Raw genomic sequence first — 18529 nt, forward strand, 5'->3', positions numbered from 1 at the left:
ATAATGAAAAAAGTAAGAATCGCAACAAGGGGAAGCATGCTCGCTCTGTGGCAGGCCAATCACATCAAGGCTCTGCTTGAGAAGGAGCACAAGGTAGAATGCGAACTCCTTGTAATCAAAACTCAGGGTGACAAAATACTCGATGTGCCTCTGGCCAAAATAGGCGGCAAGGGGCTCTTCGTGAAAGAGATAGAGACCGCTCTGCTTGAAAATGAGGCAGATATAGCCGTGCACAGTATGAAGGATGTCCCGATGCTCCTTCCCGAAGGGCTGGAGCTTTACGCAAGCCCCGAAGGGGAAACTCCGGAGGACGCTTTCGTCTCAGTAAAATACAAAACAATAGCCGATCTCCCTCAGAACGCAGTAGTCGGCACAAGCAGCCTCCGCAGGAAGGTTCAGCTTGCCCGCCTCCGCCCCGATCTTGAGATAAAAGACCTCAGAGGCAATGTGAACACCCGCCTGAGAAAGCTTGATGACGGGGAATATGATGCGATAATCCTTGCCCGTGCGGGGCTTGTGCGTCTTGAATACCACGACAGGGTGACAGACGTGATCTCCGTTGAGGACATGCTCCCCGCCGTTTGTCAGGGGATTCTCGGCATAGAAGTCCGCAGTGATGACACTGAGAGCAAGAAGCTCCTTGACTTCCTCCGCCACGAACCCACAGAAACAAGGGTAAGATGCGAAAGAACCTTCCTCAGAAGGCTTGAGGGCGGATGTCAGGCCCCCATAGCCGGACATTCCGTTATAGAAGGCGACCGCATCATAATGAAAGGCCTTGTTTCCGATCTTATAGGCGAAACATACATCGAAGCCGAGAACAAAGGCAGCGTGAACGACGCTGCGGAAATAGGCTACGAACTCGCGGAATCAATACTCGCCGCAGGCGGAAAAGAAATTCTGGACGAAATATACTCAAAATGAGACAGGTTCTTGTAACCAGACAGAAAAGCCAGTCGGCGGAGCTTGTCAGGCTCCTTGAGAAGGAAGGCTTTCAGGTCTTCTCTCTCCCGCTGATTGAGACAGTTCCGACGGGTGCACCGATCCCTGATAAGGATTATGACGTGGCAGTGTTCACCAGCCCCGTATCGGTGGAAACCTTTGCGCAGCATTTCGGCAGGGTGAAGTTCCGCTATACAGTGGCAGTCGGCACAAAAACCGCGAAAAAGCTTCAGGAATACGGCATAACGCCGGACGGTGTGCCGGATGAATTTTCCGCTGAGGGACTTATCCGCATGTTTTCCGAAATCGAGGTGAAGGGGATGAAAGTTCTCTCGCCCGGTGCGGAGAAGCGCGCGGGGGATCTCTGCGGATACCTTGAAGAGCGGGGGGCCGAGGTGGATAAGATAAGCACCTACAAAACATCTCCGGTCATATATGAAAAAGGCTACGTTGACAGATATATAAAAGAAAACGGCATAGATATAATAACCCTCACCGCCCCAAGCGCCGCAGAAAGCCTTCTGGCGCAGACAGAGAACCTTAACGAGGTCACCCTTGTCAGTATAGGGAAAACCACGTGGCAGTATCTCAAGGAGAGAGGGCACGAATCCGTTTACCCTCAGGTGCAGACCATAGAAGGCATGACGGAGCTTACAGCTAATCTTTACAAAGGAGTTTGACATGGCATTCCCCATAGACAGAGGCAGAAGACTCAGAAGCAACCCCGCAATAAGAAGAATGGTGAGAGAGAATCAGGTTTCCGTTGATGATCTGATCTACCCTCTTTTTGTTGCCGAAGGTGAAGGCATCAAGAAGGAGATCTCCTCAATGCCCGGTGTTTACCAGATGAGCATAGAGCACATTGTCACCGAATGTCAGAAACTCAAGGCACTGGGCGTTCCCTCTGTAATCCTTTTCGGAATCCCCCAGCATAAGGACGCCGAGGGGTCACAGGCTTATGACAAACACGGCATTATCCAGAACGCCATAAGAGCCATAAAGCACGAAGTGCCTGAAATGTACGTGATAACAGATGTCTGCATGTGCGAATACACCGACCACGGTCACTGCGGAATAATAAAAAATAACGATGTGGACAATGACGAAACCCTGAAATATCTCGCCCTTGAAGCCCTCAGCCACGCCGAGGCGGGCGCAGATATGGTTGCCCCCAGCGACATGATGGACGGACGCATAATCACCATCAGGGACATTCTGGACTGCAACGGCTACCACAATATTCCCATAATGAGCTACGCCGTCAAATACAGCTCCGCTTTTTACGGCCCCTTCCGTGAGGCTGCGGAAAGCACCCCCGCATTCGGCGACCGCAAAACCTACCAGATGGACCCGGCAAACAGGCGTGAGGCTCTGCGAGAGGCAATGACGGATGTTGAGGAGGGTGCGGACATCCTCATGGTTAAACCCGGACTGCCTTATCTGGATATAATACGCGAACTTGCTGACAACTTTGACAAACCAATCGCCGCATATAACGTAAGCGGTGAATACGCCATGATACATGCCGCCGCTCAGAGAGGCTGGCTTGACTATGAAAGAGTGATGTTTGAGTCTCTGCTCTCCATGAAAAGAGCAGGCGCCAAGCTCATTCTCACCTACTTTGCCAAAGACGCGGCAAGGCTGCTTTAATGAACGGAGTACGCGCTTTCAGATGGAGAAACGGTGCGCTTGATACCATAGAGGATATGGACTCGGTTTACCGCACAGACCTTGTTGGTCTGGAAAACCAGATTGAAGCGGCGGAAAAGAATATACGATCGTTTGTTTCCGGAGGAGCTCACCTTGATATGCTCCTCTGGGGCGAAAGAGGGGCGGGCAAGTCGTCCATTATAAAAATGCTCCTCACCGAGTATCATGAAGCGGGGCTGCGCGCTGTGGAATTCCGTCAGGAAGACATAGACGAGCTCCACGCCCTCAACTCCACCATCCGCAGAGACCCTAAGCACTATTATATAATCTACTTTGACGACATTTCATTCGACAGGAATGATGTTCTTTTCAGACGTTTCAAATCCATCCTCGAAGGCGGACTGGAGAAGCGCCCGTCAAACTGCATGATAGTGGCAACGTCAAACATGCGCCACATGGTTCCGGATAAAGCGGCAGACACAAACGACATCTATGACCGTGACGAAGAGAACGAAAAGATCTCCCTCAAATCGCGCTTCGCCATAAACATAGGCTTCTACCCCATGCGCCGTGAACCGTATTTACAAATAGCAGAGCATTATCTTAATAAATTCGGACTCAATATTGAAGACTGGCAGAGGCTGGCGGAAAACTACGCCATGGACAGAGGCGGAAGAAGCGGCAGGATAGCAAAACAGTTTGCAGTGCAGATGCTGTTGGATAAGGCTTAGGCGCGGCTGAGCATTATCGCGCGCACTGATTCCACAAAGTGGACATCAGCCGGCGCAAGGCTGTATGAAGAAAGTTCGTCCGCACCCACCCACGCAGTGTCATCATGAACTCTGGGGACGAGGCGGCCTGAAATCCAGTCACACTCATAAACAATAAGCCGGATAGACCATGTATCATAATGGTGGATGCACTGGCCGATGAGCCCGCCCACCTGAACATTTATACCAAGCTCCTCTTTTATCTCACGGATAATTGCCTCAGCGCCGGATTCCCCCTGCTCTATCTTTCCGCCGGGAAACTCCCAGAAGCCGCCGAGCCTCTGATTGGGTTTCCTTCTGGCGAGGAACACTTTATTGTCTTTAAAAATCACTGCCGCAGCAACATCTGTCATTTTTTTCTCCGAGGTCTTGTAATTTTATAACAATTTCATGTAGAATTGTATAAATATTTGCAGGTTAGCACACAATGCTTGATAAAATTAAAGGGCTCATCGGAAAAGGTGAGCGCAAAAGAAATTTCAGACGCGCATCCGGCGGTTTCAGACTCTGCGTGACTATTCTGAAAACTGATAAAAAAACAGGGCTGAAAGAACCCTCCACATGCTTTATTGCCCGTGTGCATGACTACAGCGCGGGCGGACTCTGCATTTTCCATAATAATAACCTGCTCGAAGGGGAAGAGGTTGAAATAGGCAACAAGCACTCCATGAAGAAGATTGCCTGCCTCAAATGCCCCAATATGCCCCTTACCGCCGATCTATTCGCCAGCGACATAATAAAAGGACGTGTTGCATGGCGCACTCACAAGCTCTGCGGAATCCAGTTCACCTCCATCAAAAAAGGGGACGAAAAGAAAATCAACGACATGGCCTTAGATAAGGTCAGCGGCGGAAAGTAAACACTCCTATGGATGGGAGTGCGCCGTGCGGAGCGAAGCCTTGCCTGCAAGGCGCGAGCGTGAGAAGAAACGGACAGGATGTGCCGTTTCTGAACTATCGTAAATTAAGCCAAAAAAATGGGGAAACTTTTTGAAAAAAGCTTCCCCAAAACCTCTTAAAAAACTTTGACCTGCTTCGCAAATGAAGCAGAAACTTTATTTTTTTATCCTAAAATTTCGATTCCGGGCAGTTTGCCGAATTCTATATATTCCAGAGAAGCGCCGCCGCCGGTGGATATGTGCGCCAGCTTGTCCGCAACCCCGGCCTGGCAGGCAGCGGAAACAGAGTCACCCCCGCCTACAACCACCACAGCGTCGCTGTCGCCCAGAGCTCTCGCCAGAGAGAAGGTTCCCTTGGAGAACTGCTCCTTCTCAAATACGCCCATAGGGCCGTTCCAGAGCACTGTTTTGCACTCATCAAGCGCCTTGATATACAGCTGAGTGGTTTTAGGGCCTATATCAAGCCCCATCATTCCCTCAGCTATATCAGCTCCCTCGGTGATTATCCCTGATAATGAGTTAAATTCAGGCGCAACCACATGATCAACGGGAAGGTAGATCTGCACTCCCTTCTCAGACGCTTTTCTGAGGATTTTGTCCACAGTTTCGTCCTGATCAGACTCAACAAGAGAGATGCCCGTCTTCACACCCTTAAATTTGAGGAAGGTGTAAGCCATAGCACCGCCAATGAATATTCTGTCGGTAAGCTCGATCAGGGATTCGATAACGCCTATCTTGTCCGAAACCTTAGCTCCGCCGAGGATGGCCGCAAAGGGTCTGTCCGCATTTTTCAGGAGCTTTTCGAAATATTTAATCTCTCTTTCAACAAGGAACCCCGCCGCCTTGTCCTGAACAAGTTCGGGAAGCCCGTAAACGGAGGCATGCTTTCTGTGGCATGTGCCGAAGGCATCATTCACGTAAGCATCCGCAAGCTTTGCAAGCTCAGCCGTAAACTCAGGGATGTTTTTCTCCTCGCCCTTGTAGAAGCGCAGGTTTTCAAGAAGCAGAACTTCACCGTCACGCATTCTGCCGACAGCCTGCTGCACTTTTTCACCTATGCAGTCGTCTATGAAATCCACATGGAAGTAGTTCTTGCTGATATATTCCGCAACAGGTTCAAGGGAATACGCCGGATTTTTCTCGCCCTTCGGTCTGCCCAGATGGGAGGCGAGAACAACCCTTGCCCCTGCGTCCTTGGCGTACCTGATGGATTCCAAAGCCTCACGTATGCGCGTATCGTCCTGAACCACGCCGTCTTTGAGGGGGATGTTGAAATCCACCCTCATAAACAGCCTTCTTCCTTTTAATTCAAGATCCTTTATGCTCTTTGCCATTTCGTTCTGTCCGCGAAGGATTAAAGAACTTTGGTAACGAGTTCGGCAACCCTGTTTGAGTAGCCCCATTCGTTGTCATACCAGCTGAAAACCTTAAGCAGTTTGCCGTCGATGAGTGTCGTAAGCTCTGCATCGAAGATCGATGAGTGGGGGTTTCCGTTAAAGTCGATGGAAACAAGAGGCTCTTCGCTGTAGAAGAGGATGCCTTTGAGCTCGTCTGCCGCTTTTTTCATTGCAGCGTTGACTTCCTCAACAGTGACAGACTTTTTAAGGCTTACTGTAAGGTCAACTATTGATACGTTGGGTGTGGGGACACGAACGGAAGTTCCCGTAAGTTTGCCCTTAAGCTCAGGAAGAACCAGCCCTACAGCCTTCGCTGCGCCTGTGGAGGTGGGGATCATGCTGAGAGCAGCCGCCCTTGCCCTTCTGAGGTCTTTGTGGGGAAGATCGAGGATCTGCTGGTCGTTAGTGTATGAGTGGATAGTAGTCATAATGCCTGACTCTATGCCGAAATTGTCATTGAGCACTTTAGCAACGGGCGCAAGGCAGTTGGTTGTGCATGAAGCGTTGGAGATGATGTTGTGTTTGGTTTTGTCGTATTTGTCATCGTTAACGCCGATAACAAGAGTTATATCGGGGTCTGTTGCGGGTGCTGAGATAATAACCTTTTTCGCGCCTGCTTTGAGGTGGAGTTCGGCTTTCTCCCTGCTGGTGAATATACCTGTGGATTCGATAACCACTTCAACACCGAGCTTGCCCCAGGGAAGGTTAGCGGGGTCTCTCTCCGCGCTGATGGCTATTCTTTTGCCGTTAACTATGATGGCATCAGCCTCTGCTTTTACATCGAAACCGAAAATTCCGTGTACAGAGTCATATTTAAGAAGGTGAGCAAGTGTCGCGGGGCTTGTAAGGTCGTTTATTGCGACCACGTCCACGTCAAGTCCTCTCTCAAAAATCGCTCTGAAAGCGCAGCGTCCGATTCTTCCGAATCCGTTGATACCGATTTTAACACCCATCATGTGCCTCCTGAATATATTTTAATATTTTACATCAGACTGAAAAACTCCGTGAAAACGGAGTCAGCATGCCGTCCTTATACACCTGCAGAGACTGAACGCAGCCTTGGCAGAAAACGAGACAGCGTTCTGTAAAAAACGCTGTCAGTCCGCATCCGGCGCGCCTTCCGAGGCGTCACTAACATTTACACTTGTTTTGGCTGTTTTTCCACCACAAAGTTTATCATAATCACGTTTAAGGCGGGCAAGCTCGCTGTTGATGAAAGCAAAACTCTGTTCCATATCGGGCTGTTTGAGGGTTGTTTTGTTATTGAGCACGTTTATCAGCCTTTCAAGCTGGTAAACCGTCTTTTTATTCAGCTCGGTGTATCTGGTTTTGCTGTCGTCCAGATTAACCTGATAATTACGCAGCGCGCTGGCCGCACGGGTAAGCTTATTGCGCAGTTCCGCATTTTCGTTTCTGGTGCGCAGAAGCTCGTTCATTTTATCTTCCGAGAGCAGCCTCTCAAGAGTCACACGCATCTTCTGAAACTTAGTCTGGAGCTCCTCGTAGCTGTCATTCAGTGAGGAATATTCCTTTTTAAGTTCTTCTATCTCGTTAATATCGCTGAGTTTTGACATTTTGTACTTTTTGATCTGCCCTTTGTAGTTCTCAAGGGAGTTTATCAGCTCGTACTGCTCTGTCATGTCAAAGAGATGTTCGCCCGCTTCGTCCACTTCGCCCTCGTTATTGGGTACGGGATACATCTGCTGCTGTATCTTGAGAAGCTTATCTTTTTTATATACATCTATATGTTCTGTGGTTTCCTTTCCTTCCAAAGCTTCAGAAAGGCGGCACCATGAACAGGGCGCGTCAAAGCCGTAGAAAACCTTGTAGCACTCCTGACCTACAATTTCGTTCAGGGGTCCGTTTCCGGCAAAATCCCCCGCAGCACGGTTGACGTTTTTGACAATATAGTGTTTATCCACAGAGAAAAGCGGCATGGGCAGTCCGTCCATGAGCTTTCTGATCTTGTTTCGGCTGGTTTTGACAATGCCTAGCAGGTCTTCCGCCTTGACCAGCTCCTCGCTCTGTGTTTCAAGCTCGGCCTCAAGCTCGTGTATCTTTACATCATTATCAGAAAGAACATCATCATAGCTGCCCAGCTTGCTGCTGAGTGATTCAGCTTCGATATGAAGTGACTGTATCTCCGCCTCAAGGTTTGCTATCTCCTCGTTTTTGGCCACAATCTGTTCTTTCAGTTCCATTATTTCTTCAAGGCGGCTCTCATCCTTGCTGTCCGCGCTTTCCATTCTTTCCAGAAGCTCGTTCTGCACAAACAGCCTGCGCTGGAGTTCAAGGAGTTTCGCATCCTTTTCGCTCAGGCTTATCTCAAGCTCCGTTATCCGTCCTATCATCCGCTCAAGCTCACGGCGCAGAGTATCGTCCGCCGCATAGTTTTTGAAAACAGGTTCAGGTGCGGGGGCTGTTTGCTCGGTAAGAGCCTTGGAAGCAAAAACAGAGAGCACTCTGGCAGGGCGCTGACCGCCCTTGCTGTCCTGAATGACAAGTATTATCTCGCTCCCTTCCGCCTGAATGCGGAAAAAGAAAAAGACAATTATTTCGTCCCCTTTCCTGAAATATATAACAGACTTAGACTCATCCTCAAGCCCCGGCCTGATAGTTTCAGGAACGGGCATGGGTGATGTTTTCCCCCCGTCCAAGCGGTACATTTTCCCCGTACGCGGCAGATACGCAAACATGGGAAAATCCAGACCGGCAAGGTTGGATGCAAGCATGTTCAGCATCTTCATCTAAAAAACTCCATCAATAATACCCTGAGCAGCTTAAGGCGTAAACGTCCACAAGCTCGGCTCCGTTTATTTTGAGAACCCTGGCGCACTCGTTGACAGTGGAACCGGTTGTGTAAATGTCGTCAACGATGAGGATCTTTTTACCTGAGCATTCGCCGCTGAGTGCGAAAGCCCCGCTCACGTTCCTTATTCTCTGTTTCTTTTTCAGTTTCCACTGATAGCCCGTCTTTTTTCTGCGGATAATGAGCCTCTCTGCTCTTTTTCCGCTGAGGGAGGCAATGTGCTCTGCCAGAACATCCGCCGGATGAATTATCCTGCGGAATTTCCGCGTGAAGTGCGAAGGCACGGGTGTAACTATATCATACACCGAAAACACGTCTCCGGGCTGTTTTATAAGTTCACCGAGGTGAAAAATCCCTCTTACCCCGTAAGCAAACTTAATTTTTTTCAGCATTTCCTTCAGCGGGGATGAATACAGATAGTCTGTAAACAGCCTGTCGTACCGGCGCGAAGGGCAAAAACCGCAGGTCAGCGCATCAACATTGAGAGGATGCCCGCATGTTCTGCAAAACATTTTCAGATGGCGCAGACTGTCTCTGCAATCGGCGCAGAATATGCCGTCGGGCGAATCCTCACCGCAGCCTGCGCATACGGGGCGGAAAATCTCAGAAAACATTTCCCTGTCCCGCCCCCTTTATAAATTTATTTCACCAGAAGCGACTTTCCGGTCATTGCTTCCGGCTGATTTATTCCCATGATGTCAAGCAGTGTCGGCGCTATGTCCGCCAGCTTGCCTTTTTCCCTTTGAAGTACGCATTTATAATTATAAACTATAAACGGTACAGGATTCAAGGTATGTGCCGTGTGGGGCTGATCGTTTTCATAGTCCCACATCTGCTCACAGTTCCCGTGATCCGCAGTGACGGCAAGCACAGCGCCTGTTTCATCTGCGATGCGGACTACCTCACCGAGGCATTCATCCACGGCGCGGCAGGCTTTCACGGCTGCCTCCTCGACACCTGTATGGCCGACCATGTCAGGATTTGCGAAGTTCATTACCGCCACATCTATGTCACCTTTCAGGAAAACTTCCCTGAATTTTTCCGCAACCTTATAAACGCTCATCTCAGGTTTTTTGTCATAAGTCGGCACATCTTTTGGCGATTCAATGAGTTCCCTCACCTCGCCGTCGAATACAGTTTCCCTGCCACCGTTGAAGAAGTAGGTAACGTGGGCGTATTTCTCCGTTTCTGCTATGCGGAGCTGTTTTAAGCCTTTTTTGCTGATGACCTCGCCGAATATATCATTAAGCTCTTCCGGCGGGTAAGCCACGGGGAAGGCATAGCCTTTTTCATATCTGGTGAGGGTCATGAAATTTACCTGGGGGTGGTCTTTGCGGGCAAAACCGCCGAAGCTGCGGTCATTGAAGGCGAGGCAGAGCTCTCTGGCTCTGTCGGCGCGAAAGTTATAGAAGAAGACAAAATCCCCGTCCTTTACCCTTCCGTCAACACCCTCAATCACAGAGGGCTGTATAAATTCGTCGGTTTTATCTTCGGCGTATGAATCAAGCACGGCGCTAACAGCGGATGAAGCCTTCCTCCCTTCGCCGAGGCGGAGCATGTTGTAGGCCTTCTCCACCCTGTCCCATCTTTTGTCCCTGTCCATGGCGTAATATCTGCCGCAGACAGTGGCAATCCGCCCTGCCTTTGTCTCATCAAGGAATGCTTCAATATCCCTGACGTAATCTATGCCGCTTTTCGGGGGGGTGTCCCTGCCGTCTGTGAAGGCGTGGATGAAGATATGCTTTATCCCTTTGTCCTGTGCCATTTTCACCAGACCTTTCAGGTGGTCGATGTGACTGTGTACTCCGCCGCCTGAAAGCAGGCCGAAGAAGTGAAGCCTGCCTGATCCCTTGAGAGTGTCATCGAAAAATGTATTGATATTGGTGTTCTGCCTTATGACACCGGAACGTACATCCATGCTTATTTTCAGGAAATCCTGATAGACTATGCGCCCCGCGCCTATGTTGGTGTGTCCGACTTCGGAGTTGCCCATCTGCCCGGCGGGCAGCCCTACCCGCTCCTCACTGGCATCCAGAAGGGTGTGAGGGCATGTTTTCATTAGCTTGAGGAAATTGGCAGGATGGGACAGGGAAACAGCGTTGTTTCTGTTGTCTTCACGGCAGCCCCAGCCGTCGAGTATCAGTAAAATGAGTTTTGCTGCCATAGCACACCTTTAAAATACTTATGAACAGGTATCAGATGTTTTTAACAATACCATATTCTCGCGATATGCGCGCACGCGTTAAGATAATAGAGGCGGGGAAAAACGGCAACAGAAAAAGACTTTTTCCGGCAAGTCAAAATAAAACAAAACACCGGCAAAGGCGGATAACCGCCCTGCCGGATTAATGCTACATTTTTATGAGACCCTTTCTTTCCAGTTCGGATTTGCAGTCGGTGCAGTATCTGGCGAAGGGGACATATTCGAGCCTTTTCTGCTCTATCTCCTCCTCGCACTCGATGCACACTCCGTAGGTTCCGGTCGCTATACGCTGGAGAGCCTGCTCAACCAGCCTGAGTTTAAGCGCATCGGTTTCGACCTTACCGAGCATGAGGTTTTTGTTGTAGATGTTGTAAGCCTCGTCAGCGGAATCCTGAACCCCTTCAGTACCAAGCTTTATTGCTTCGTTATACTTCTCGTTCAGCTTCTCGATAAGCTCTTTCTTCATATCGAGAAGTTTCTGTCTATGGTAGCTTAACCTTTCAGCATCCATCATAACATTACCCTCCTATTTATGGTAGGGATGACCCTTAATTATTGTTAATGCCCTGTAAAGCTGCTCTGCGAGAACAACAAGGCTTATTCTGTGCGCCATTGTCATGTCCGAGAGAGAGACGGTATCGTCTAAATGGGCCTTAAGCTCTTCGTGCAGTCCGTCTGCCTCGCCGATAAAAAAAGTAACCGCGCCGTTTTCTTCAAGCTTTTTTTCGAGCCAGCCGGCAAATTTTTCGCTGGTGAACCTTTTCCCTTTCGGGTCCATACCCACCAGAGCGCCTTCGCCCGCCTTAAGCAGGAGAGGAAGCTGCTTTGCCTTGTTGGCCGAAAAAGCCTCAACCACGGAACACTCGGCATATGCGCCCATTCTTTTCACATATTCCGCAGTAAGTTCTTCGACAGCCTTGTCACGTATCCGCGAGGACATCACGATCTTCAGTTTCATAAATTAAACGGAAATATCAGAGGGCTTTCTGTTTGTCAACCAAGAACGGCACATTTAAGGAACTTTTAACATCAAAATAATCTTAAAAGCCGCCTGATCAGCCTTATATAGCTATTTATACCTGTTTTATTCATGCATATATCTATATTTCATGTTGAAAACATAATCATATGAGTTATAATTAATAAAAATAAAGGAGGCAACGGTGAGTATATATACACCTAACCAAAAATCCATAGCCGAATCCATTCAGCCTGATTCCGGCATGCAGGACTGGAAAAACTGGCACTGGCAGCTCCGCAAAACGATTAAGGACATAAAAACCTTTGAGGATGTGCTGGGAATAAGCTTCACGCCGGAGGAACGAAAGCGCCTTGAAATGACGGCTGAGAAATTTCCCATAGCAGTAACACCATACTACGCCTCGCTCATAGACCGTGAAAACTGGCGCGATGATCCGGTATTCAGGCAGGCTTTCCCCTCAGTTAATGAGCTAGTTACGGAAAGCTGGGAGATGAGCGACCCCCTGTCTGAAGATGAGGACAGCCCTGCGGAATGCATAACCCACCGCTACCCAGACAGGGTTCTTTTTCATGTAAGCAATATGTGCGCTATGTACTGCCGCCACTGCACCAGAAAGCGCAAGGTCGGGGACAGGGACTTCATCCCCGGCAGGGACACCCTTGAGAAAGGGCTTGCATACATCAGAAAGACCCCCGAAGTGAGAGACGTGCTTATATCCGGCGGTGACCCCCTCATGCTGACAGATTCCGCCATTGAATGGATTCTGGACGAACTCAGCGCCATTGAGCATGTGGAGGTGATCCGCATAGGAACAAGGATGCCCGTTGTCCTTCCTTACAGGGTTACCGAAGAGCTTGCCGCTCTTCTGGGCAGCTACCCTAACCTCTGGCTGAATACACATTTCAACCACCCCAGAGAAATAACGGATTCCTCAGCCGCCGCCCTGCGCAGGCTTTCCTCGGCGGGAGTGCCTCTCGGCAACCAGTCTGTTCTCCTCGCCGGGGTGAACGACTGCCCTTATATAATGAAAAAGCTGGTTCAGAAGCTTGTAAGCCATCGCGTGCGCCCTTATTATCTTTACCAGTGCGACCTTTCCGAAGGTCTGTCTCATTTCCGCACACCTGTGAGCAAGGGGATAGAGATCATAGAGTCCCTGAGAGGTCACACAAGCGGCTTCTCGGTCCCTGTTTATGTAATAGACGCACCCGGCGGCGGAGGCAAAATACCAGTAAGCCCGAACTATCTGGTGTCGTGGTCAACAAATAAGGTTATACTCCGCAACTACGAAGGGGTCATATGCTCCTACAAGGAGCCTGACTCATACGAGCCTGTCTTCTGCGACAGAAACTGCGATACATGCAGCCTCGTCCTTAATGTCACAGGGGAGGAAAATCCCGCGGCAATAGGCATAGAGAGGCTCATGGCGGACTATGATGACAAGATCACCCTCATACCCGAAGACACGGAAAGGCTGAGGAGAAGAAACGATGACGGATAAAATAACAGATCTGGACGGAGCGGCTGTACACCACGGAAAATTCAGTGACAGGCTCTACATACTCTCCTTCCCCGACACTTGCGGGGATGAGACCGCGGCAAAGGCAGAGGAGCTTGCGGGAAAAAACAGGTATTCAAAAATAATAGCAAAAGTTCCGGCGGAAAAAGCTGAGATATTTATAAAAAGAGGCTTCATAACTGAGGCGGAGCTCCCCCTCAAAAACGCTCCGTATGAGAAGGCGGTGTTCCTCTCCAAATTCACCGACCCCGCACGCAGGGAGGAGCGGGAAAAGAAGCTTCAGTCCGAAATACTGCTCAGAGCCCTCAGCAGCAAACAGGAAGATGCCGAACCCCCCATGACGGAACTCTGCGAACGGATGACACCTGCTGATGCGGAAGAAATGGCCGGGGTTTACAGGCAGGTTTTTGAATCATATCCCTTTCCCATACATGACCCTGAATACATAAGGCAGACAATGAAGGAATCCGCGGCATATTTCGGCATAAGGGAGAACGGCAGGATAACAGCCCTCGCCAGCGCCGAGCTGAACCCGTACATCAGCGCCGCTGAGATGACAGATTTTGCCACCCTCCCGGAGGCGAGAAACAAAGGCCTTGCCGGGGCGCTGCTGGCCAAAATGGAGCAGGAAGTGCCGAAACTCGGCATAAGCACTTTTTACACCATCGCCCGCTCACTTTCCTTCGGCATGAACATCACCTTTGCCAAAAGAGGCTACAGTTTCGGCGGCAGACTGGTTAACAACACAAATATCTGCGGCGGAACGGAAACAATGAATGTGTGGTATAAATTTGCCTGAAACCGGCTTCTAAACTTTATATTCAATCCTGATTTCTATTGCTTTTAACAGCAGGAAATATATGCTTTAGCATATACACAACCCAAGGATTGAGAATGACATTTTTGAATTCAGGCAGAACTCCGTCCGGAGGCTCTGCACCGGATTACGGACAAATATTCAGGCACGCCAACGCATGCATGCTTACTTTTGATCCCGAAACCACAAGGATAACCGATGCAAATGAAGCTGCATGCAGACTTTACGGCTACAGTTTTGAGGAGCTGACCTCCAGACGGATCCTGGACTTAACAACCTCCAAACCGGAGCGCACACTCAGGCTTGTTGAGCAGGTGCTGAAAAACAGAGTTGACACGGTAACGACATGCCACAGGGATTCCTCCGGCAGACTGCACCACCTTGAGTTCCACTCCTCAGTATTTATTGCTGATGGTAAGCCGTACGTATTTAACATCTTTCACGATATAACGGAGAAAACCCTCTCCGAAATTGATAACCGTCTGCACGCTGGACTTATGAACTCATTCCTTATGAATGATGAAAGCGGCATATTCAGCGGCATTCTCGAAGTTATCAGAAAAGAGATCAAATGCCTTCACGGTTTTGCAGGCTACATAGACATAGACGGCACACTGGTATGCCCCTCACTCGTTTTCCCTGAAACAGGAAAAACCTCCGCCTCCTTCCCCAGAGAGACATGGAGCGGCATCTGGGGCGAGGCTCTCAGTAAAAGAAGAATTGTTGTTGAGAATGAAAATGTCTCCATACCCGAAGGTCACATTGGCTTCAGCAACTGTATTGCCGCCCCTGTTGTTCACAAAAATCTTCTTCTCGGCGAAATTGTTCTTGCAGAAAAAGAGGACGGATTCAACGAACTTGATGTTAAAATACTCAATAAAGCGGTCATGCTGCTTGCTCCGGCGCTTAAAGGCTGGCTGGATGCCAAGTTTTTCCATAAGGAACTTATGCAAAGGCAGAGGGCGCTGGAATACAGCGAAAATAAATACCGCACATATGTAAATAACGCTCCTCTGAGCATATTTATCTCAGATAACAACGGGCGGATAATTGAGGTGAACAAAGAGGCCTGCCGCGTAACCGGCTACAGGGAGAAGGAGCTTCTCTCCATGACCGTTGCGGATCTGTGGCCTGCGGATGCCATGGAGAATGCGCGCAAAGCGGAAGAGATTCTGTTTGAGCAGGGAATTGTTTCTGACACATTGGAGTTTATGCGGAAAAATAAAGAAACCTTTTTCATGCGCATATCCGTACTCAAGCTTGCAGAAGACAGGTACATAGGCTTCTGCCAGGATGCCACAGCCACGGTACAGCTTGAAAATGAGCTGATAAAAATGAACGCAAGCCTCAAAAAGCAGGTCAGAACAGAAGTGGAAGCCAGAAGACGGCACGAACAGATAATTCAGGAACAGAAAAAACTGGCAGATATGGGGCAGATGATAAACGCCATCGCCCACCAGTGGCGACAGCCGATAAACGCTCTGGGACTGTATGTGCAGGATGCCTATGAGTTCTGGAAAAGAGGTCTCGCCGATGATGAGTACATGAAAGCCTTTTCCGAAACCAGCATGGGGATCATCAGGCACATTTCATCCACAATTGATGATTTCAGGCTTTTTTTCGCACCGGATAAAAAGAAGATTCTTTATGATGCCGTGAAGGAGATCAGCGAACTTTGCAGGCTTATTGAAGTTCAGTTTGCGGCAAAACACATTGATATAAACATTAACAGCGGAAAATACTCTGCAGGCGGCGGAGCTTTCGTTTACGGCTACGCAGGCGAATTCCGGCAGGCTGTGATAAACATAATATATAACGCCGCAGATGCCATAGAATCCGCCGTGCTGCTTTCCGACAAAAGAGGAGAAATAAATATTGACATATGCTGCCCGGAGGATTCTGTATGTATAACAGTTTCAGATAACGGCACGGGCATTCCGGATAAGTATCTTCTGAAAATATTTGAACCCTACTTCACCACAAAAGAGGAAGGCAAAGGAACCGGCATAGGGCTCTATATGACAAAGCTGCTCATTGAACAGCACATGGGAGGTAAAATAACCGCCTCCAACACGGAAAACGGAGCCTGCTTTACAATAATACTGCCCAAAGGGGGAGCCTGTGATGAAGAATAAGACTATTCTTTACGCAGAAGACGATTTCATGGTCAGTAAAATAATGTCCATGATACTGGCCAGAGAGTTTAAGAAGGTTTATACCGTTAAAAACGGTAAGGAAGCCCTTGCCGTTTTCCGTGAGCATAAACCGGATATAGTTATAACTGATCTGGCTATGCCCGAAATGAGCGGCTTTGAACTCGTGGAAAAAATAAAAGAGGAAAGCCCTGATACCAAAATTGTCATAACCACAGCCTACCGCGAAGAGGCGGAGGTTATTCAGGGGGTTAAAAAGCTCTTCAAACCCATTGACAGGGATGAATTTTTTAAATGCCTTGATGAGCTGGGGAAGTAATTTCTCAGTCAGTAAACTTCGGAATAACTATTTCAAAGACAGCGCCTTCCTCTGAGTTGCCGGCGTTTATTCTGCCGCCGTTATGCTTTTCTATGACCATCTTAGCCATGTAGAGCCCTATTCCCGTGCCTTTGCCCTCTTCCTTGGTTGTGTAGTAAGGATCAAAAACCTTGGGCAGTCTGTCAGGGCTGATTCCGGTTCCGTTGTCCTTTATGCGCAGTACAACCTGACGGAGCATATTTTCTATCTCTATCCTGATGAAGCCCTTCTTAATATCATCACCGCTCATTTTTTCCTCAATGGCATCCACGGCGTTATAAACAATATTCATCAGAGCCTGCTTAAACTCATCCAGATAGCCGTAAACAGTTGTCCTTCCCTCCGGGCAGTCCCCCCAGACGGGCGCTTCGGTACAGTCATGCATCTCTCCGGAGCAGATACAGTAAATGCGGTAGTTTATGCTTCTGTCGTGCATCTGAACGCGCAGCAGCTTCATCAGCTTCACAATCTCAGACGCGACATCAAAGTGCGTCTTTGTCTTGTCAGGGGCGAAAAAGGTGCGGAAATCGTCTATGGTTTTGGACATATGGATAATAAGATCCTTACACACGGTTTCGAATGTGTGTATATACTCCCTTGAAAGCTCGCCGGAGTCGTAAGTGTCCATTATATCCTGAATATACAGAATCAGGGCGTTTATCGGCTGGCGCCACTGGTGGGCTATGGCGTTTATGAGCAGCCCCATATCCTCAAGCTTTTTCTGCTCAAACAGGAAGCCTTCCTGCTTCTGCCTGAGCGCAACCTCCTCACGCACACGCTCCGCAAGCTCCTCATTGAGCTTTTTGAGCGCCTCCTCAAGGAGAACGCTGCGGGTTACATCCTTGCAGATGCCCATGTACACCCCGCCCTCGACCTCCGCGGTATTGAGGTATATATAAAACTTCTCGCCGTTTTTCTTTGCCAGTTTGAGAGAAACAGAGGCTCTGCCTGTTTTCAGCATATCTGAGAAGGCGCTCTTAGCGTCAGATAAGCTCTCCTCCGCCACAAGGCCGAAAAAGTCCATAGCCAGAAGCTCATCCTTCGTATATCCGGTTATGAGGCACAGAGCCCCGTTGACATCCCTGTGTCTGCCGCTTTCGTCAGTGAAAAAGATCGGATCAGGAGCATTCTTCACATAGGTTTCGTATTTCTCCTCGGTAAAAAGAAGCTTCTTTGTCCTCTCCTCCACCTCGGCGGAGAGCATATCGTTCAGCTTTTCAAGTGCTGTGTTTTTATCCTCAAGCTCAGTGAAAAAACGCAGCCTTTCGCTTATGTCTCTCACCACGGCTATGTTGTATTTCTCATTATCCCGGACAAAGGTTTTCAGGCTTGTCTCCACCGGATAACATGAGCCGTCCTTCCGCCTGTGGACACAGTAGAGCATATTTACATTAGCTGCAGAAAGCCTGTTAAGATAAGCCGTAAAAGAACCCCACTCCGCGGGATGCACACGGAAGGCATCCAGATGCATATCCTTAAGCTCCTCCGCGGTGTAGCCGAGGCTTACACAGGCCTTGTCATTGGCATACATCACTCTTCCGTCCGCAGCGCGTATCACAAAGATCGCATCGCTGGACATATCCATTATCCCGTAGAGGAACTGAACCTCATCCGTCTTCTGTTTCAGGGGGCTGACATTTTCAACGGTTACCAGAGATATTTTGTGTTCACCGGTGCTGATAAGTGTTTTTACAATCTCGGCGTGCTTAATCCCCCCGTCTGCACATATATGGCGGGCGCACAGAGAGATACTGCCGCTGCGGAGTATTTCCCTCCACTCTGTCTTAAGAGCTTCCGCATCCAGATCAGGGCACAGCTTAACTGCATTCATACCTGTCATTTCATCTGCGCTGTAGCCGAAATAAGCGCAGGCAGCAGCATTGACCCTCAGAATATCCCCGTTTTCCGACTGCCAGATAAGCGGAGCAGAAGCATTCTCAAAAGAATGGCCAAGCAGATCACAAAGAGCGTTTTTACTTATAAAAACATTATCAGATTCCAAGTTAGACCCTAGTACTTAATTATGATTCATAT

At 49.0% G+C, this 18529-nt stretch carries 18 protein-coding genes; 9 read left to right on the forward strand and 9 right to left on the reverse strand.

What is annotated here, in order from left to right; translation table 11 throughout:
* Positions 1-3: 3 nt before the first annotated feature.
* Genes hemC through OSQ85_RS08445 form a run of 4 tightly spaced genes read left to right on the forward strand, consistent with a single transcriptional unit; the run spans position 4 to position 3323 of the window.
* Entirely contained in the window at positions 4-924 is a 921-nt protein-coding gene (gene hemC / locus OSQ85_RS08430) for a hydroxymethylbilane synthase (RefSeq protein ID WP_322874095.1), read from the forward strand.
* Positions 921-1622, forward strand: a complete 702-nt coding sequence (locus OSQ85_RS08435) for a uroporphyrinogen-III synthase (protein ID WP_265822415.1) — start codon at positions 921-923, stop codon at positions 1620-1622. Before hemC ends, OSQ85_RS08435 begins: the two co-directional genes overlap by 4 nt.
* 1 nt (position 1623) lies before the next feature.
* On the forward strand, positions 1624-2592 hold the full coding sequence (gene hemB, locus OSQ85_RS08440; RefSeq protein ID WP_265822416.1) for a porphobilinogen synthase: 969 nt from the start codon (positions 1624-1626) through the stop codon (positions 2590-2592).
* Positions 2592-3323 carry a DUF815 domain-containing protein gene (locus OSQ85_RS08445; protein WP_265822417.1) on the forward strand — a complete coding sequence of 244 codons (732 nt, stop codon included), beginning with the start codon at positions 2592-2594 and terminating at the stop codon, positions 3321-3323. Before hemB ends, OSQ85_RS08445 begins: the two co-directional genes overlap by 1 nt.
* Here the strand turns inward: OSQ85_RS08445 and OSQ85_RS08450 are convergent.
* Positions 3320-3715, reverse strand: a complete 396-nt coding sequence (locus OSQ85_RS08450) for a (deoxy)nucleoside triphosphate pyrophosphohydrolase (protein ID WP_265822418.1) — start codon at positions 3713-3715, stop codon at positions 3320-3322. The genes OSQ85_RS08445 and OSQ85_RS08450 overlap by 4 nt on opposite strands.
* A gap of 74 nt (positions 3716-3789) precedes the next feature.
* Here OSQ85_RS08450 and OSQ85_RS08455 point away from each other — a divergent pair, with 74 nt between their 5' ends.
* A complete protein-coding gene (locus tag OSQ85_RS08455) occupies positions 3790-4221 on the forward strand; it encodes a PilZ domain-containing protein (protein ID WP_265822419.1) in 432 nt (143 codons plus the stop codon).
* Positions 4222-4424: 203 nt separating this feature from the next.
* Here the strand turns inward: OSQ85_RS08455 and OSQ85_RS08460 are convergent, their stop codons facing one another.
* From OSQ85_RS08460 to OSQ85_RS08490, 7 genes are all read right to left on the reverse strand, one after another.
* Complete coding sequence (locus OSQ85_RS08460; protein ID WP_265822420.1) at positions 4425-5594, reverse strand: phosphoglycerate kinase; 1170 nt, start codon at positions 5592-5594, stop codon at positions 4425-4427.
* Positions 5595-5614: 20 nt separating this feature from the next.
* A complete protein-coding gene (gene gap, locus OSQ85_RS08465; RefSeq protein WP_265822480.1) occupies positions 5615-6610 on the reverse strand; it encodes a type I glyceraldehyde-3-phosphate dehydrogenase in 996 nt (331 codons plus the stop codon).
* Positions 6611-6754: 144 nt separating this feature from the next.
* Positions 6755-8404 carry a PAS domain-containing protein gene (locus OSQ85_RS08470; RefSeq protein WP_265822421.1) on the reverse strand — a complete coding sequence of 550 codons (1650 nt, stop codon included), beginning with the start codon at positions 8402-8404 and terminating at the stop codon, positions 6755-6757.
* Positions 8405-8417: 13 nt separating this feature from the next.
* Positions 8418-9080, reverse strand: a complete 663-nt coding sequence (locus OSQ85_RS08475; protein ID WP_265822422.1) for a ComF family protein — start codon at positions 9078-9080, stop codon at positions 8418-8420.
* A gap of 26 nt (positions 9081-9106) precedes the next feature.
* Positions 9107-10630, reverse strand: a complete 1524-nt coding sequence (gpmI, locus tag OSQ85_RS08480; protein WP_265822423.1) for a 2,3-bisphosphoglycerate-independent phosphoglycerate mutase — start codon at positions 10628-10630, stop codon at positions 9107-9109.
* A 187-nt stretch (positions 10631-10817) separates the two neighbouring features.
* A complete protein-coding gene (locus OSQ85_RS08485; RefSeq protein ID WP_265822424.1) occupies positions 10818-11183 on the reverse strand; it encodes a TraR/DksA family transcriptional regulator in 366 nt (121 codons plus the stop codon).
* A 12-nt stretch (positions 11184-11195) separates the two neighbouring features.
* On the reverse strand, positions 11196-11627 hold the full coding sequence (locus tag OSQ85_RS08490; RefSeq protein ID WP_265822425.1) for a 23S rRNA (pseudouridine(1915)-N(3))-methyltransferase RlmH: 432 nt from the start codon (positions 11625-11627) through the stop codon (positions 11196-11198).
* A gap of 205 nt (positions 11628-11832) precedes the next feature.
* On the opposite strand from OSQ85_RS08490, the gene kamA reads away from it, so the two are divergent.
* The 4 genes from kamA (at position 11833) to OSQ85_RS08510 (ending at position 16456) form a co-directional block, all read left to right on the forward strand.
* Positions 11833-13149, forward strand: coding sequence for a lysine 2,3-aminomutase (gene kamA, locus OSQ85_RS08495; protein WP_265822427.1), 1317 nt, complete (start codon positions 11833-11835; stop codon positions 13147-13149).
* Positions 13139-13966 carry a putative beta-lysine N-acetyltransferase gene (gene ablB, locus OSQ85_RS08500; protein WP_265822429.1) on the forward strand — a complete coding sequence of 276 codons (828 nt, stop codon included), beginning with the start codon at positions 13139-13141 and terminating at the stop codon, positions 13964-13966. The genes kamA and ablB overlap by 11 nt, the downstream gene beginning before the upstream one ends.
* A gap of 95 nt (positions 13967-14061) precedes the next feature.
* The gene (locus OSQ85_RS08505) at positions 14062-16119 is read left to right on the forward strand and encodes a PAS domain S-box protein (protein WP_265822431.1); all 2058 of its coding nucleotides are present in this window, start codon (positions 14062-14064) and stop codon (positions 16117-16119) included.
* A complete protein-coding gene (locus OSQ85_RS08510) occupies positions 16109-16456 on the forward strand; it encodes a response regulator (protein ID WP_265822432.1) in 348 nt (115 codons plus the stop codon). The genes OSQ85_RS08505 and OSQ85_RS08510 overlap by 11 nt, the downstream gene beginning before the upstream one ends.
* Before the next feature lie 4 nt (positions 16457-16460).
* Here OSQ85_RS08510 and OSQ85_RS08515 read toward each other — a convergent pair whose 3' ends face one another.
* Positions 16461-18497: a PAS domain-containing sensor histidine kinase gene (locus OSQ85_RS08515; protein WP_265822433.1), complete on the reverse strand. Its 2037-nt coding sequence runs from the start codon at positions 18495-18497 to the stop codon at positions 16461-16463.
* Between the last annotated feature and the right edge of the window lie 32 nt (positions 18498-18529).

This window comes from Geovibrio ferrireducens (assembly GCF_026226615.1).
Taxonomy (GTDB): domain Bacteria; phylum Chrysiogenota; class Deferribacteres; order Deferribacterales; family Geovibrionaceae; genus Geovibrio; species Geovibrio ferrireducens.

Bases quoted from the DNA above. Each gene is read 5' to 3' on its own strand.
- OSQ85_RS08505 (WP_265822431.1), top strand. From the start codon at position 14,062: ATGACATTTTTGAATTCAGGCAGAACTCCGTCCGGAGGCTCTGCACCG.
- OSQ85_RS08485 (WP_265822424.1), bottom strand. From the start codon at position 11,183: ATGATGGATGCTGAAAGGTTAAGCTACCATAGACAGAAACTTCTCGAT.
- OSQ85_RS08470 (WP_265822421.1), bottom strand. From the start codon at position 8,404: ATGAAGATGCTGAACATGCTTGCATCCAACCTTGCCGGTCTGGATTTT.
- OSQ85_RS08490 (WP_265822425.1), bottom strand. From the start codon at position 11,627: ATGAAACTGAAGATCGTGATGTCCTCGCGGATACGTGACAAGGCTGTC.
- ablB (WP_265822429.1), top strand. From the start codon at position 13,139: ATGACGGATAAAATAACAGATCTGGACGGAGCGGCTGTACACCACGGA.
- OSQ85_RS08510 (WP_265822432.1), top strand. From the start codon at position 16,109: ATGAAGAATAAGACTATTCTTTACGCAGAAGACGATTTCATGGTCAGT.
- OSQ85_RS08450 (WP_265822418.1), bottom strand. From the start codon at position 3,715: ATGACAGATGTTGCTGCGGCAGTGATTTTTAAAGACAATAAAGTGTTC.
- OSQ85_RS08475 (WP_265822422.1), bottom strand. From the start codon at position 9,080: ATGTTTTCTGAGATTTTCCGCCCCGTATGCGCAGGCTGCGGTGAGGAT.
- hemC (WP_322874095.1), top strand. From the start codon at position 4: ATGAAAAAAGTAAGAATCGCAACAAGGGGAAGCATGCTCGCTCTGTGG.
- OSQ85_RS08460 (WP_265822420.1), bottom strand. From the start codon at position 5,594: ATGGCAAAGAGCATAAAGGATCTTGAATTAAAAGGAAGAAGGCTGTTT.
- OSQ85_RS08455 (WP_265822419.1), top strand. From the start codon at position 3,790: ATGCTTGATAAAATTAAAGGGCTCATCGGAAAAGGTGAGCGCAAAAGA.
- OSQ85_RS08445 (WP_265822417.1), top strand. From the start codon at position 2,592: ATGAACGGAGTACGCGCTTTCAGATGGAGAAACGGTGCGCTTGATACC.
- gap (WP_265822480.1), bottom strand. From the start codon at position 6,610: ATGGGTGTTAAAATCGGTATCAACGGATTCGGAAGAATCGGACGCTGC.
- hemB (WP_265822416.1), top strand. From the start codon at position 1,624: ATGGCATTCCCCATAGACAGAGGCAGAAGACTCAGAAGCAACCCCGCA.
- gpmI (WP_265822423.1), bottom strand. From the start codon at position 10,630: ATGGCAGCAAAACTCATTTTACTGATACTCGACGGCTGGGGCTGCCGT.
- OSQ85_RS08435 (WP_265822415.1), top strand. From the start codon at position 921: ATGAGACAGGTTCTTGTAACCAGACAGAAAAGCCAGTCGGCGGAGCTT.